The sequence below is a fragment of the Marinobacter sp. genome (assembly GCF_035268745.1).
Taxonomy (GTDB): Bacteria; Pseudomonadota; Gammaproteobacteria; order Pseudomonadales; family Oleiphilaceae; genus Marinobacter.
Genome location: NZ_DATFKH010000038.1, coordinates 45,328 through 59,560, shown reverse-complemented (window position 1 = coordinate 59,560; position 14,233 = coordinate 45,328). Strand labels below are relative to the sequence as shown.

At 56.6% G+C, this 14,233-nt stretch carries 14 protein-coding genes; 12 read left to right on the top strand and 2 right to left on the bottom strand.

Annotated elements, in window-relative coordinates; genetic code table 11:
* The first annotated feature begins 5 nt into the window (after positions 1-5).
* Both VJ956_RS02845 and VJ956_RS02840 read left to right on the top strand, forming a co-directional pair.
* Positions 6-1,670, top strand: a complete 1,665-nt coding sequence (locus VJ956_RS02845; RefSeq protein ID WP_324081435.1) for a copper resistance system multicopper oxidase — start codon at positions 6-8, stop codon at positions 1,668-1,670.
* Entirely contained in the window at positions 1,667-2,410 is a 744-nt protein-coding gene (locus VJ956_RS02840; protein ID WP_324081433.1) for a copper resistance protein B, read from the top strand. The genes VJ956_RS02845 and VJ956_RS02840 overlap by 4 nt, the downstream gene beginning before the upstream one ends.
* A gap of 150 nt (positions 2,411-2,560) precedes the next feature.
* On the opposite strand, the gene VJ956_RS02835 is transcribed toward VJ956_RS02840, so the two are convergent.
* Positions 2,561-2,884 (bottom strand): metalloregulator ArsR/SmtB family transcription factor, encoded by a 324-nt coding sequence (locus tag VJ956_RS02835; RefSeq protein ID WP_324081431.1) that lies wholly within the window; start codon positions 2,882-2,884, stop codon positions 2,561-2,563.
* 218 nt (positions 2,885-3,102) lie between these two features.
* Between VJ956_RS02835 and VJ956_RS02830 the strand changes: the two genes are divergently transcribed.
* The 7 genes from VJ956_RS02830 to VJ956_RS02800 all read left to right on the top strand — a co-directional run bounded on the left by VJ956_RS02830 (position 3,103) and on the right by VJ956_RS02800 (position 7,617).
* Positions 3,103-3,339, top strand: coding sequence for a DUF2892 domain-containing protein (locus VJ956_RS02830; protein ID WP_324081429.1), 237 nt, complete (start codon positions 3,103-3,105; stop codon positions 3,337-3,339).
* A 28-nt stretch (positions 3,340-3,367) separates the two neighbouring features.
* Positions 3,368-3,751 (top strand): DUF302 domain-containing protein, encoded by a 384-nt coding sequence (locus tag VJ956_RS02825; RefSeq protein WP_324081428.1) that lies wholly within the window; start codon positions 3,368-3,370, stop codon positions 3,749-3,751.
* A 35-nt stretch (positions 3,752-3,786) separates the two neighbouring features.
* Positions 3,787-3,933 carry a hypothetical protein gene (locus VJ956_RS02820; protein ID WP_324081426.1) on the top strand — a complete coding sequence of 49 codons (147 nt, stop codon included), beginning with the start codon at positions 3,787-3,789 and terminating at the stop codon, positions 3,931-3,933.
* A gap of 178 nt (positions 3,934-4,111) precedes the next feature.
* On the top strand, positions 4,112-4,753 hold the full coding sequence (locus VJ956_RS02815) for a hypothetical protein (protein ID WP_324081424.1): 642 nt from the start codon (positions 4,112-4,114) through the stop codon (positions 4,751-4,753).
* Positions 4,754-4,831: 78 nt separating this feature from the next.
* Entirely contained in the window at positions 4,832-6,451 is a 1,620-nt protein-coding gene (locus tag VJ956_RS02810) for a BCCT family transporter (RefSeq protein WP_324081422.1), read from the top strand.
* Positions 6,423-6,890: a universal stress protein gene (locus VJ956_RS02805; RefSeq protein ID WP_324081420.1), complete on the top strand. Its 468-nt coding sequence runs from the start codon at positions 6,423-6,425 to the stop codon at positions 6,888-6,890. The genes VJ956_RS02810 and VJ956_RS02805 overlap by 29 nt, the downstream gene beginning before the upstream one ends.
* A 13-nt stretch (positions 6,891-6,903) precedes the next feature.
* Positions 6,904-7,617, top strand: a complete 714-nt coding sequence (locus tag VJ956_RS02800) for a glutathione S-transferase family protein (RefSeq protein WP_414674370.1) — start codon at positions 6,904-6,906, stop codon at positions 7,615-7,617.
* A 5-nt stretch (positions 7,618-7,622) separates the two neighbouring features.
* On the opposite strand, the gene thpD is transcribed toward VJ956_RS02800, so the two are convergent.
* Positions 7,623-8,528, bottom strand: a complete 906-nt coding sequence (gene thpD, locus VJ956_RS02795; protein ID WP_324081416.1) for an ectoine hydroxylase — start codon at positions 8,526-8,528, stop codon at positions 7,623-7,625.
* 192 nt (positions 8,529-8,720) lie between these two features.
* On the opposite strand from thpD, the gene VJ956_RS02790 reads away from it, so the two are divergent.
* The 3 genes from VJ956_RS02790 to ftsH all read left to right on the top strand — a co-directional run bounded on the left by VJ956_RS02790 (position 8,721) and on the right by ftsH (position 14,228).
* Positions 8,721-10,061: an acetyl-CoA C-acetyltransferase gene (locus VJ956_RS02790; protein ID WP_324081414.1), complete on the top strand. Its 1,341-nt coding sequence runs from the start codon at positions 8,721-8,723 to the stop codon at positions 10,059-10,061.
* Between the two features lie 48 nt (positions 10,062-10,109).
* Positions 10,110-12,224, top strand: coding sequence for a 3-hydroxyacyl-CoA dehydrogenase NAD-binding domain-containing protein (locus VJ956_RS02785; protein ID WP_324081412.1), 2,115 nt, complete (start codon positions 10,110-10,112; stop codon positions 12,222-12,224).
* 75 nt (positions 12,225-12,299) lie between these two features.
* A complete protein-coding gene (gene ftsH, locus VJ956_RS02780) occupies positions 12,300-14,228 on the top strand; it encodes an ATP-dependent zinc metalloprotease FtsH (RefSeq protein ID WP_324081410.1) in 1,929 nt (642 codons plus the stop codon).
* The last annotated feature ends 5 nt before the right edge of the window (positions 14,229-14,233 follow it).

Sequence of the window (14,233 nt, the reverse complement as noted above, 5' to 3'; positions counted from 1 at the left end):
GGTGTATGAGAATAAAGCTGATGACGATGCTTCTGGCCCTGGTGATGCCAGCGCTGGCTATTGCCGGCGAATACCACCTGACAGTTGACCGGGTCACTATTGATACCGGTGACTTTGTGAAACAGGGTATCGGCTATAACGGCAAATCCCCGGGGCCGGTGTTGCGTTTCAAGGAAGGTGAAACCGTCAGGATCCATGTCACCAACAATCTGGATGAGATGACATCCATTCACTGGCACGGGCTGATTCTCCCGTTTGACCAGGACGGTGTGCCCGGTATCAGCTACCCCGGTATCCATCCGGGTGAAACCTTTACCTACGAATTCCCGATTGTTCAGGCCGGAACCTACTGGTTTCACAGTCACTCCGGTTTCCAGGAGCCGGACGGGGCTTTCGGCGCCATCGCTATTGAGCCCGAGGGGCGCGAGCCGTTTCGCTACAACCGTGAATATGTGGTTCAGCTGACCGACAAACACCCCCATTCCGGTGACCGCATCATGCGGAACCTGAAAATGTCCCCTGACTACTACAACCGGCAGCAGCAAACTGTTGGCGATTTCTTCAGTGAGTCTGCTGAAAATGGCTTCATGGCAACGCTGAAAGACCGGATGATGTGGGGCGACATGCGCATGATGAAGGCGGATGTTGAGGACGTGCAGGGCTTCACCGCGCTGATCAACGGCAAGGGGCCGGAACAGAACTGGACCGGGCTTTTTGAAAAGGGTGACCGGGTTCGCCTGCGCTTTATCAATTCCTCCGCCATGACCTATTTCGATGTGCGCATTCCCGGGCTGGAAATGACGGTCGTCCAGGCCGACGGCAACAATGTTCAGCCGGTGAACGTGGATGAGTTTCGTATCGGCGTGGCAGAGACCTATGATGTGATTGTTCGCATACGGGATGAAAAAGCCTACACCATCTTTGCCGAATCCATGGGCCGTTCGGGCTATGCCCTGGGCACTCTTGCACCCCGGGAAGGCATGACGGCGGAGGTACCGGAAATGCGTGAAGCCCCCTTGCTGACCATGGCCGATATGGCCGGGCACATGGATCACGGCGACATGGCCAGCATGGACCATGGGGATATGAATCAGGAAGAAATGGCCGGAATGGATCACAGCGGCATGAACCATGGCGACATGGAGATGGGAAAGAAGGGGTCCGATCCCTTCTATGCCAAGGGCAGCGGGCTGATGCCCAGTGCCAGCAACGGCGGTAAATTCCTGTCCTATGCTGACCTGAGGGCCCAGAGACCGCTTTATGAACACCGTGAAGCGACCCGGGAAATTGAGATGCGTCTGACCGGCAACATGGAACGCTACGAGTGGAGTATCAACGGCGTCAAATATGAAGACGCCGACCCGGTTGTGCTGCAATACGGCGAGCGGGTCCGCTTCAAATTCGTTAACGAAACCATGATGACTCACCCGATGCATCTGCATGGTATGTGGTCGATCCTGGATGTGGGTGCAGATAAGTGGAACCCCATCAAGCACGTGATCAGCGTGGCACCGGCCACCACTGTTTACATGGAAACGGAAGTGGATGCGCCGGGACAGTGGGCGTTCCATTGTCATTTGTCCTACCACGCAGCTTCCGGCATGTTCCGTAAAATTGTCGTTGAAGGCGGCCCTGACAGTGCGGTCGGGCAACAGGGAGGCGACTCATGAGTCGGTTGACGGTTTCTGTGTTGGGGCTGGCGCTGACAGCAACCGGGCTGGCGGCTCCGACCATGGCGCAGGAAGACCCGGCCAAGGAAACCCAGACTGCCAGAACCGTCTGGGGCTTTTCCGCCGAAAAGCTTGAGTACCGCTACAGCGATTCAGACGAGGAAGTGGCCGTCATCGAAAGTGATGCCTTTTACGGCACTGATGAGCTCAAGTTCCGCTGGCTTTTCACCGGCGAATGGGAACAAGCCCACAACGCCTGGGAGACTCTGGAAAACCAGTTCGTTGCCCAGATCCCGGTGGATGAATTCTGGGATGCGAAAGCCGGCATCCGGATAGATACTCCGGAAGGGCAGGATCGGGTTTACGGGGTGTTGGGGCTGACCGGTCTTGCGCCGCAATGGTTTGAAGTGGATAGCAACCTGTACGTCAGCAATGAAGGCGACGCATCTTTAGACTTCGAGGCGGAGTATGAATTGCTGATTACCAACTACTGGATTGTGTCGGCAACCTTCGAAAGCATGGTGGCGTTTTCCGAAGATAGGGAGATTGGTGTCGGCAAAGGGCTTAATTCCACAGAGCTTGGCCTGCGACTGAGCTACGATCTGATCGATCGTGCCTTTTCACCCTACATTGGTGTGGCTCACGAGCGTAAATACGGTGATACAGCGGACCTGTCCAGAAATTCCGGTGGCGGCACAGAGGACTGGTTTGCCGTTGTTGGTGCACGGATTATGTTCTGATTCCGACCTGAGCGGGTCGGGGTCATGAGCAATTCCATCAACTCCATCACTGATCAGATACCGGGGATCTGCACATGACGGACGGCAATATGTATGGCCATGCAATGTGGGCAGGTCACTGGCTGTGGATGCTGGTGATGGCCATCTCGGTCAGTCAGTCCGAAATTGCGGGCAATAAATAGACTGCAGCACCTGGATGATCCGGAGGGCTCTGTCTCCCTGCAGACAGTAATACACCGTCTGGGACTCCTTGCGAGTCGACACCAGGCCGGCCCGGCGCAAATTGGCAAGATGCTGGGACAGCGCTGACTGGCTCAGCGGAATACGCTCATTCAGATCTCCGACCGACATCTCGGCTTCCCCGAGTATGCACAGGATCATCAACCGGTGCTCATTGCTCAACAGTTTGAGAAGGTCCGCCGCATCCCGGCTGTGGGCCTGTAATTCATCGATACCCGACGTAATGGCATTCATGACTGCGCTCTTGGCTCAGGATTTATTGCGTTCACTAGACTGAAAATCCCGGGAAATGTCAAGACTACTAATTTAGGTATTTCTTAATTAGAAAAATAAGAATTAGAAGATTCTAAATTGGTCCTGAGGTTGACGTAGCCCGTCGTGGTCTTTATATTCAAGGTTGCTAATTTAGAAATCAAGAATATTTTATGAATACGACTGCCGAGGAGGCCGCTATGAGTCTTGAAAATGCCGTTACCGCTTTTGCCGGTTTCATGATCTTGCTATCCGTCGCCCTGACCTACCTGGTTCATCCGGGATTTGTCTGGCTGACCGTCTTTGTGGGTGCCAATCTGTTTCAACAGTCCTTCACAGGCTTTTGCCCGGCGGCATCTTTTATGCGTAAGGTGTTTGGTCTGAAAACTGAGGCCGAGTTGGCGAGGTCAGGTGACCTGCTTCATAACACCCGGTAAAGCTGAATCTGAATACCACGGAGTTTTTATGTCTTACACAATGGACCGAGTCATCAATGCAAACTTTGAGGACGTCGACGAAAGAGTCCGCCACGCCCTGAGCGAGCGCGGTTTCGGGATTCTGACTGAAATTGACGTCAAAGCCACGATGAAAAAAAAGCTGGACAGGGACATGTCTGGATACCGGATTCTGGGAGCCTGTAACCCGGAAATGGCATGGGAAGCTATCGGTCTGGAGCCCCGGGTGGGTGCCATGTTGCCCTGCAACGTCATCCTGCGGGAAGTGGCGGAAGGTGTGGAAGTCAGTGCAGTTGACCCAGTTGCTTCCATGGCTGCCATTGAAAATGAAGAGCTCAAAACGGTGGCGGGTAAAGTCAGGGATATGCTCGCTGAGGTAATCAAGGCGATCTGATTCTGTAAAACCTCACCTCCGGATCACCCGGGCGATTGAGCATAGTTGCGTCTGTTCTGGCTGGAGATCTGGCGGGTACCGGTACAGGGTCTGAAGTTATGGACCGGATCGCGGCGCCAATGGACGGAGGCATGATTTCCGCGGTCATGCTGGCATTGCTGGTTATTCCTGTCGCTTACTAGCTGTGGAAAAGCCGGGGGCTCTCCGAAACCTGAAGCAACAGGGAGCGAATGATGTAATTTCAGTTCCGCTTAAGGTCGATGTGTTCTACTTTTAAACAGGTTTCAGGATCCGAGTCCTGGCTCGACTGTGGTGTTTAATAAAACATAACGATTCTGTGCTTACTCAAAGGAGAAATTCATGAACAGATTCAGCCGCTTGATCGCCTGCTCCATGCTGGCAGCCGCACCCGTTCTGGGTCTGGCCCAGAGCAATTCCGGGCAAATGCCCCACGCCGGAATGATGGACCAGGAACAGATGCAGAAAATGCAGGAAAATATGTCGAGAATGCAGGGCATGATGCAGGAAATGCGGAATGCCGAATCCGACGCCGAGCGTCAGAAAATTCGCGAGAAACATATGGAATTCATGCAGAACCATATGGACATGATGCGTGGTGGCATGATGGGCCAGGGCATGATGGGGCGGGGCATGATGGGCGAGGACAAGATGGGCCAGGAGTTGGAGGGCCGGAACATGATGGGTCAGGGAATGATGAAAAATGGCCAGGGCATGATGAACAATGGCCAGGGAATGAAGGACGGTCAGGGCAGGAAGAATCATCATGAAGAAATGATGAACAACCCGGACATGAAAAAACATCATGAGGAAATGATGAACAGCCAGGGCAGGAAATATTCCGGCCATCACAGTGAACATCATACCGGTGCTGGTGGTATGGCTAGTGAGCAGCGTATGAAAATGATGGAAAGCCGCATGAACCAGATGCAGCTTATGATGGAACAGATGCTGAAACACCAGCAGCAAATGAATCAGGACTGATCTGTGTTCGGCAGGCCGTTGGTGCCTGTGGTAGCGTAATGGCTTCACGCAATTTTCAGGCGAGAGGCGGAGGCGCGTGTGCTGGAGCGGCTGCAACGCCAGTTAGGGCTGCAGACTATACCCGGGGTGTTTTTCACCTCGGCAGGAGTGGCGGCGCTGTTTGTTGTCCTGGCGGTGCCGTTTGACGCCGTCGTGGCCGACAGCTTCGGGTTACTCACCGGCTGGGTAGCCCGTAACCTCGGCTGGTTCTACATTCTTTCCGTTACCTCTTTGCTGGTGTTTCTGCTGGGCCTGGCGGTCAGTCGTTACGGCAGCATCCGGCTCGGAGCTGACGACAGCCGCCCGGACTATTCCAACCTGACCTGGTTTACCATGCTGTTTGCTGCCGGCATCGGTACCATTCTCATGTTCTGGGGCGTGGCCGAGCCGGTTTCGCATTTTGCCAATCCACCCTTTGACGGCGTCCAGCCGGGCTCGGGGAAGGCGGCCAGCGATGCCATGACAATCGCGCTCTATCACTTTGGCCTGCATACCTGGACCATCTTTGCCATGCCGGGTCTGGCCATCGGTTACTTTGCCTACCGCCACAACCTGCCCATGCGCATCAGCAGTCTGTTCTATCCCATCCTCGGGGAACGGGCGTTCGGGCCATGGGGCTGGGCGGTGGATGTGATTGCGGTCCTCGGTACTCTTTTTGGTGTGGCCACTTCGCTCGGGCTTGGCGCCCTGCAACTGAACAGTGGTCTCGGTTATCTCTTTGGCCTGGCCACCACTGGTCCGGTTCAGGTTGTGCTTATCGCCATTATTACCGGTATCGCTGCTACCTCAGTGGCGCTTGGTCTGGACAAGGGCGTGCGCCGGCTCTCCCAGCTCAACATTGTGCTGGCGATGGCTCTGCTGGCATTCGTACTCATGGTCGGACCGACGGTTTTCATTGCCGAGGGCATGGTCCAGAGCATGGGGGATTACGCCGATGCCTTGCCCTGGCTTGCGTTCTGGACCGAAACATTCAAGCAAACCGACTGGCAGCGGCAGTGGACCCTGTTCTACTGGGCCTGGACTATCTCGTGGGCGCCCTATGTCGGAATCTTTATTGCCCGGATTTCCCGGGGCAGGACCATCCGTGAATTTGTGGCGGGGGTTCTGTTTGCTCCCACGGCTTTCACTCTGGTGTGGTTCGGGATCTTCGGGTTAGCTGCCATTCAGGTGGAGATGAATGGCCAGGTGGCGCTGGCGGAACAGGTGCAGCAGGACCCGTCCGTCGCCATCTTTGCGTTTCTGGAGGCCTTCCCGCTTGCGGACCTGGCCTCTGCCCTGAGCGTGGTGATCATCGTGATATTTTTCACCACCTCATCGGACTCGGCCTCCCTGGTGATTGATATGCTGACCCGACGGGATGATCAGCCCTCCCTGGTGCGCCAGCGCATTTTCTGGGCGGCAGCCCAGGGCATCATTGCCGCCACCCTTTTGCTGGCTGGCGGACTGGATGCCCTGCAGAATGTGATTACTTCCCTGGGCCTGCCCTTCTGTATTCTGCTGATTTTCATGGCGGTGGCCCTGTTTCGGGCACTGCGTGCCGATTACCGTGGCTACAGTATCGACGAACTGGTCCAGGGGCGGGCCTTCCCGGAAGTGGAGGCCACTTCCGCAACCAGACAGGAGAACACGCATGTATCAGAAACTGTTGATCGCAATTGATCCCGATGACGACGGTGAAGGCAAGCGGGCTCTGGAAGCCGCCATGGAACTGCTGGACGAGGAAGGTGAGCTACACCTTGCCAGTGCCTACAAGCCGGGCAGCGGGGGGTTCTTTCCACACGTGGCGGAAGAGTCGCCAGAGGAAAAAGAAGCCGAGGTGCGGGAGGTTCTGGATCTTCTGGTACGGAAATATCTGCCTTTGAACCGCAACGCAGAGCTGCATGTGGTGGCAGGCAATCCTGGCGAAAAACTGGCAGGCCTTGCCGGACAACTCTGTGCCGATCTGATGATGCTGGTGTCCCGGGGCAGCAGCGGCCACTGGCCCCTTCGGCGGGCAACTGTGGAGTACGTTTCGGTCAATTCCCCGTGCCCGGTGCTGATACTGCCATCGATAAACAAGTCCGGAGAAAAAGCCGGAGAAGACGACAATCCGACATGAGGAGGTAGTTATGATGCTCGACCTTTACACCTGGAGCACCCCGAATGGCCAGAAGGCATCCATTATGCTGGAGGAATCCGGGCTGCCTTATCGCGTTACCGCCGTAGACATCAGCAAGGGTGAACAACACGATCCGGAGTTCCGTAAAATCAGCCCGAATGGCAAGATCCCGGCTCTTGTAGATCACGATGTCGAGGGCCCTGACGGTGGGCCCAGGCGGATATTCGAGTCCGGCAATATTCTGGTCTACCTGGCGGAGAAAACCGGCCGTCTGCTACCGGAAGCCGGCGAGGCACGTACCGAGGTGCTGGGTTGGCTGTTTTTCCAGATGGCGCACCTGGGGCCGATGGTGGGCCAGTGGCACTGGTTCAAGAATGCCGCGCCTGTTGAAAGCGATATTGCTATCAAGCGCTACCGGGAAGAAACCCTGCGTTTGCTGGAAGTGATGAACGGGCGACTGGGCGAGGTGCCTTATCTTGGTGGCGCTGATTACAGCATTGCCGATGTGGCGACCTACGCCTGGGCCAGAACCGCTGTCGATGAGCTTGCCAATGAGGATGCCGAATCTGTTGCCGGCCTCAAACCATTGCTCGACTGGCTGGAGCGGGTTGGTGGCCGGCCAGCGGTGCAGCAGGGGATGGAAATTCCCAATGACGAACAAAAGCAGGACACCGTCGACCGGGCCCCCCTGAAAGGCCCGGCTGGTGGAGGTAATGTCCTGCCATGATCCGGTTATAGCGGCTTTAGCGGGGCCCAGTTGGTCCGGTTGGCGAGGAACTCGGGCCTCGGCTTGTTGCCGCAGTAGGGCTCTTCCAGAGTGTTGTGCACGCTGTTGTACACGAAGAACAGGTTGCTTCGCGGCCAGCACGACATATTGACATTGGAACCGTGCAGGGTGTTGCACTCGAAGATGATCAATGAGCCGGGTGGGCCCTTGGGTGCTTCTATGGCGTTCTTGTCCATCAAGCTGGTCAGGCTGGCGGCGTCCGGAACGCCGAGGTTCTGGGATTTCAGGGATTTTTTGTAATTGTTTTCCGGGGTGCGGCCAACACAGGGAATAAAGTATTTCTGCGACCCCGGGATCAGCATTAGCGGGCCGTTAAATTCGGTGTTGTCTGTCATTACGATGGAACAGCTCAGGCAACGCATCCGTGGCATGCCGTCTTCGCTGTGCCAGGTCTCGAAATCTGAATGCCAGTTGAAACCCTTGCCCTTGAAACCAGGTTTGTAATTGATCCGTGACTGGTGAATGTAGACTTCGCTGTCCAGCAACTGGCGCACAACATCCAGCAGGTGGGGATCGCGGGTCAGCCGGTCAAAGCGCTCAGACAATTCGTGAATACCAAAAATGGACCGGATCTCTTCTTTTCCCGGTTCGAGAATGGTTCCTTCAGACAGTTTGAGATCCTCGTCTTTCTCATAATCTTTCAGTTCCCTGATGAACTCGTCCATTTCATCTTTGGAAAAAAAGGAGTCAAAAAACAGAAATCCTCTTTCGTCGAACTCGCGCACCTGATCTGCAGACAGGGGACCGTCCGCCAGTCGTTCTGCCGGCGTGTGTACCACCGGGTCCAGTCGTTCGAACATGCCCAGCTTACGTTCCAGGCGGGTCGGGAAGAGGTCTTGTGGTCGTGACATGAATAGTCTCCTCTGATTGCTTGGCAACTAGTATTTGTTGAGACTCTGAAAGAATATTTCAACTTCACCTTCTGGTATTTGGGCCTTGAAACATCGGACAAAGAGCCCACGGTATTAATAGGGCGCTGGTTCAGATTGGCGTCATTTGCGGGGAAGTGTGGAATTTCAGAATTGGCAAACGGGGATGAACCAATGACGCGGAGCAATTCGGAAACTGCACCTGATAACAGACAGTCAGAGCGGCGGTCCAGTTCGCGCCGGGTCTATCTGGTGGATGGGGCGCGTACGCCGTTTCTCAAAGCCAAAGGGCGCCCCGGCCCATTCTCACCGGTTGACCTGGCGGTGCAATGCGGTCGCCCCCTGTTAATGCGACAGCCAATACCGGTCGATGCCTATGACCAGGTGATACTTGGCTGTGTCAACGTCGTCCCCTCGGAGATGAACCCCGCACGAATTGCGGCTCTGCGACTGGGAATGGGGGATGCCATGCCCGCCTTCACCGTGCAGATCAATTGCGGTTCCGGCATGCAGTCCATCGATACCGCGTACAAATACATTCGCGATGGCGACAGTGACCTGATTCTTGCCGGTGGCACCGAAGCCCTGAGCCACGCCCCGATGGTGCTGCAAACGGAGGCGGTGGAATGGCTGGCGGGACTGAACGCCGCGTCGTCTCCCCGGGATTATGCCAGCCAGCTGGCGCAGTTCAGTGCCAGGTATTTCAAGCCCGAGATCAGTCTCGCCAAAGGTCTGACTGATCCCATGGTCGGGTTGAGCATGGGCCAGACAGCCGAGGTTCTGGCTCAGCAGTTCAATATCAGCCGGCAGGAAGCCGACGACTACGCCGTGTCCAGTCACAAGCGCCTTGCCCGCGCCCAGGAAGAGGGTTGGCTGGACGATGAAGTGGTACCGGCGATATCACCAGAGGGGGAACTGTTCCGGCACGATGATGGTGTGCGCGCGGACACCTCGGCAGAGGCTCTGGCCAGGCTGAAGGCAGCTTTTGAACCACCGTTCGGGAAGGTGACTCCCGGTAACAGTTCCCAGGTCACTGACGGAGCCTCCTGGATGGTCCTGGCCTCGGAAGCGGCGGTGGAAAAATACGGACTCAAGCCCCGCGCGGTTCTTGTCGACAGTGAGTGGGCAGCGCTGGACCCCCGGATTATGGGGCTCGGCCCGGTGCTCAGTTCAACTGCCCTGCTGAAGCGTCACAAGGCAGGCCTGAATGATATTGACCTTTGGGAAATCAATGAGGCATTTGCAGCGCAGGTGCTGGCCTGCACCAAAGCCTGGGATGACCCGGAGTTCTGCAGGGAGGCCCTGGGTCTGGACAAACCCATGGGACAACTTGATCCCGAGCGCCTGAATATTGATGGCGGTGCCGTGGCCATCGGCCACCCGGTCGGCACCAGCGGCAACAGAATTGTCCTCCACCTGATGAACGCTCTGCACCGCAAGGGCGTGAAGCGGGGCATTGCCACTGAGTGTATTGGTGGTGGCCAGTCCGGCGCCATGCTGATTGAGGCAGTGTAACAACGGCCACCCCACCCACGCTTTGAACACAAGATTCAGGAGGCAGCGATGACAGGTCATATTCTTGAAGCCCTGAGCAGCCGCGAGATGGCCCGGGGGCCCTTTAAAGACGCAGATACCGCAAAAAAGCCAGGAAACTTTCAGCATTGGCAACTGCAGCGGGACGACAACGATCTTGCCTGGTTGATCTTTGACAAGAAGGATACCGGCGCGAACGTATTGTCTGCCGAAGTTCTCGAAGAGCTTGGCAAAATCGTAGGAGAGCTTGAACACAATCCGCCAAAGGGGCTGGTGTTGCGCTCCACCAAAGCCACAGGCTTCTGCCTGGGGGCGGACATTTCGGAATTTTCCGAGCTCAAGTCCGAAACCGGGGTCGTCGACAAACTTACCGCTGCCCATGACATCGTCGATCGGTTTGAGGCGCTGGCATTTCCCACCATTGCGGTGATTCACGGCTCCTGTCTGGGGGGCGGCCTGGAACTGGCCCTGGCGTGTGATTTCCGGTTTGCCATTGCGGGCGCCAAACTCGGATCTCCCGAGGTGCAGCTGGGTCTGCATCCGGGCCTGGGCGGCACCGATCGTTTTACCCGGTTGGTCGACCCTGTTGCAGCCATGACTCTGATGCTGACCGGCAAGATCATCACGCACTCCAAAGCCAGGAAGCTGGGACTGGTGGATCAGGTGCTTGAGGAACGTCACGTTGCTGCCGCCGTTACCGCCGCGATAGCCGGTGATATTGATAAAAGCAGCGGTGGCATCCGCGGGCGTGTGCTGTCAACCAGACCGGCCAGGCAGCTTGAAGCCCGTCAGATGCGCGCAAAGGCTGCCGACAAGGCGCCACCCCAGCATTACCCTGCACCAGAGGCACTGATTCAGTTGTGGGAGCAGTATGGTGGTGATTCCGGTCCCTCCATGCGCAAGGCAGAGATCGCCTCATTTGCCAGACTGATGATGAGCGATACCTCACGCAATCTGGTCAGGGTGTTTTTTCTGCGCGAAAAAATGAAAGGCCTGACCCAGGTCAGGGCGGAACCGGTCAAGCATGTGCATGTTGTCGGTGCCGGTGAGATGGGGGCCGACATTGCCGGCTGGTGCGCGTTTCAGGGGCTGAGTGTCAGCCTGTTTGATATGGAGCCAGACAAGCTTGCAGAAGCGGTCGGTAAGCTGTCTGAGTTGTGCGAGAAGAAACACCGGTCGTCCTCCCAGCGCCGTGACATTCTGGACCGCCTGATGCCGGATTTTGCCAACCTCGGCGTCGAACGGGCCGATCTCGTGATTGAGGCAGTGCCCGAGAAAGTGGATCTGAAACAGAAAGTTTACGACGAGGTCGAACCGCGAATGAAGCAGGGCGCTATCCTGGCGACCAACACTTCCAGTATTCCTCTGGAGACTCTGGGCGAGAAACTCAGGGATCCGAAACGTCTGGTGGGCCTTCACTTTTTCAACCCGGTCGCCCTGATGCCACTGGTTGAGGTGGTCAGGCACGACAAGGCTGATCAGGACATGCTGGATCGTGCGAGCGCATTCGTTGGTCAGATTGACAGGCTGCCGGCACCGGTCGATACCGCACCGGGTTTTCTCGTAAACCGGGCGTTGACACCTTATCTGGTGGAGGCCATGGTCATGCTGGATGAGGGCGTTGCCGCTGAGAGTATCGACCGCGTGGCAGAAGAGTTCGGCATGCCCATGGGGCCGATAGAACTCGCCGACCAGGTGGGCCTGGATATCTGCCTCAGCGTGGCGGACATGTTGCGTGACCGCCTGAACACTGACCTGCCGAAGGCGCCGCAGTGGCTCCGGCAGAAGGTGGAGGATGGCAAGCTTGGCAAGAAGTCGGGGGAAGGTCTGTACCAATGGAAAAAAGGCAAAGCCGACAAGCAGAACAAGACCGATCCAGCCCCGGATAACACTCTGGACCGGTTGCTGTTACCCATGCTGAACGCCTGTATGGCGTGCCTGCGCGAGGGTGTGATCGAGGACGAAGCCCTGGCAGACGGAGCCATGATCTTTGGTACCGGGTTCGCTCCGTTCAGGGGCGGCCCCATGAACTATGCTCATAAGCGGGGGTTTGACAATATCCGGAAATCACTACAAACCCTTGCTGATCACCATGGCGACAGGTTTCAGCCCGACCATGGCTGGAGCGGCGAAGGCTCCGTGTGAGCCGGTTTGATGTTTCATGACAGCTGCCTGTGAGGCAACTGTTTTTAGAGAGTTTTCATAATCAGGAATTATCTCATGTCCAGCCCCGAATTTCGGTCCGGTCAGGGTGATGGCCAGAACCAGAAGAGCCAACAGAAACAGCAGGTACAACAGGACCAGAACAATCAGCCACCCCATTGGATCCGGTTCCTGAATGCGCTGTTGCTGGGCTTTTTGATTTTCTATGTCATCCAGCTGGTTTCCCAGTCAGCGCTGGAAGAACTGACTTATAACAAATTCAAGCAGGAGGTGACCTCCGGAAAAGTCTCCGAGGTAACCATCGAGGGGCACCAGGTCACCGGCGTCATTAAGTCTGCCGGCGAGTCAGGGGATGCTTCCGGCCAACAGCCGTTCCGCACCTATATCCCCGAAGTTGGTGATCCTAAGGTGCTGGAGCTGCTGGAAAATAATGACGTAACCATCACCGCGAAGGAATCCAGCGAAGGCATACTGTCCCGGCTGTTGGTCAGCTTTCTGCCGTGGCTGATTATCATTGGTCTGTTTATCTTCTTCTGGCAAAGAATGCAGCGCCAGATGGGCGGCCAGCAGGGTGGCGGCCTGTTCGGCATGGGCAAATCGAAGGCCAAACGGTTTTCCGTGGACGAGCCCGGCAAAACCTTTGATGACATCGCCGGAGCGGACAATGCCAAGAAAGACCTGACCGAAATCGTGGACTATCTGAAGAATCCGGACTACTACCAGCGCCTTGGGGCCAAGCTGCCACGGGGTCTGTTGATGGTCGGCGCGCCGGGCACCGGCAAGACGCTGATGGCGAGAGCAGTGGCCGGCGAAGCTGATGTTCCGTTCTTTTCCATTTCCGGTTCCGAGTTTATCGAGATGTTCGTCGGTGTCGGCGCCTCCCGTGTGCGGGACATGTTTGAGGAGGCCCGCAAGGCGTCGCCCTCCATCATTTTCATCGATGAGCTTGACGCCATCGGCCGCTCGCGGGGTGCCGGTGTGGGTGGTGGCCACGATGAGCGGGAACAGACCCTGAACCAGATCCTGTCGGAGATGGATGGCTTTTCGCCCCATGAAACCGTGGTGGTGATTGCTGCTACCAACCGGCCTGATGTTCTGGACCCGGCCCTGATGCGCCCCGGCCGCTTTGACCGCAAGGTCACCCTGGATCGCCCCCACCGGGAAGCACGGGAGCAGATACTGGGAATTCATACCAGAGCCATGCCCCTCGCGGATGATGTGGACCTGGCTGCTGTGGCCCGTCGGACTGTCGGCTTTGCCGGCGCCGACCTGGAAAACCTCGCCAACGAAGCCGCTCTGTTCGCTGGCCGTGATGAAAGCAAAACAGTGGAAATGCAGCACTTTGACATGGCTCGGGACAAGGTGCTGATGGGCGCCAAACGTGAGCAGAAACTGAGTGACGAAGAGAAAAAGGTCATTGCTTTTCACGAATCCGGCCACGCGCTGACGGCACTGCTGTTCCCGCAAGCCGATCCGCTTGAGAAAGTGACCATCATACCCCGCGGCCAGGCTCTGGGGTTGACCGAACAGGCTCCGGATGAAGATCGCCTGAACATGACCGCCAGCTATGCCAAAGACCGGATCGCAGTAATGCTTGGTGGCCGCGCCTCCGAGCAGTTGATCTTCAATGAGGTCAGCAGCGGCGCTGAAAACGACATTGAACAGGCCACCAAAATGGCGCGCCGAATGGTGGCCCGCTGGGGCATGAGCGATGTCATTGGTCCCATGTCGGTCAGTTCCAGCCAGGAGGAAGTTTTCCTCGGCCATGAAATTTCCCGGGAGCGGGAGTTCAGCGAGGCCACCGCCGAGAAAGTTGATGAGGAGGTGAGGAAGCTGATCACCGGTATTGAAAAAGAGGTGAACCGGCGGCTGGAAGAAAATCGTGACCAGTTGGAGCGGTTGGCCAATACTCTGTTCGAGGAAGAAACCCTTGAAGCCAGTGACATCGATGAGTTGCTGGATATCAAGGCCAGGGGCGACAGCTAGCAGGC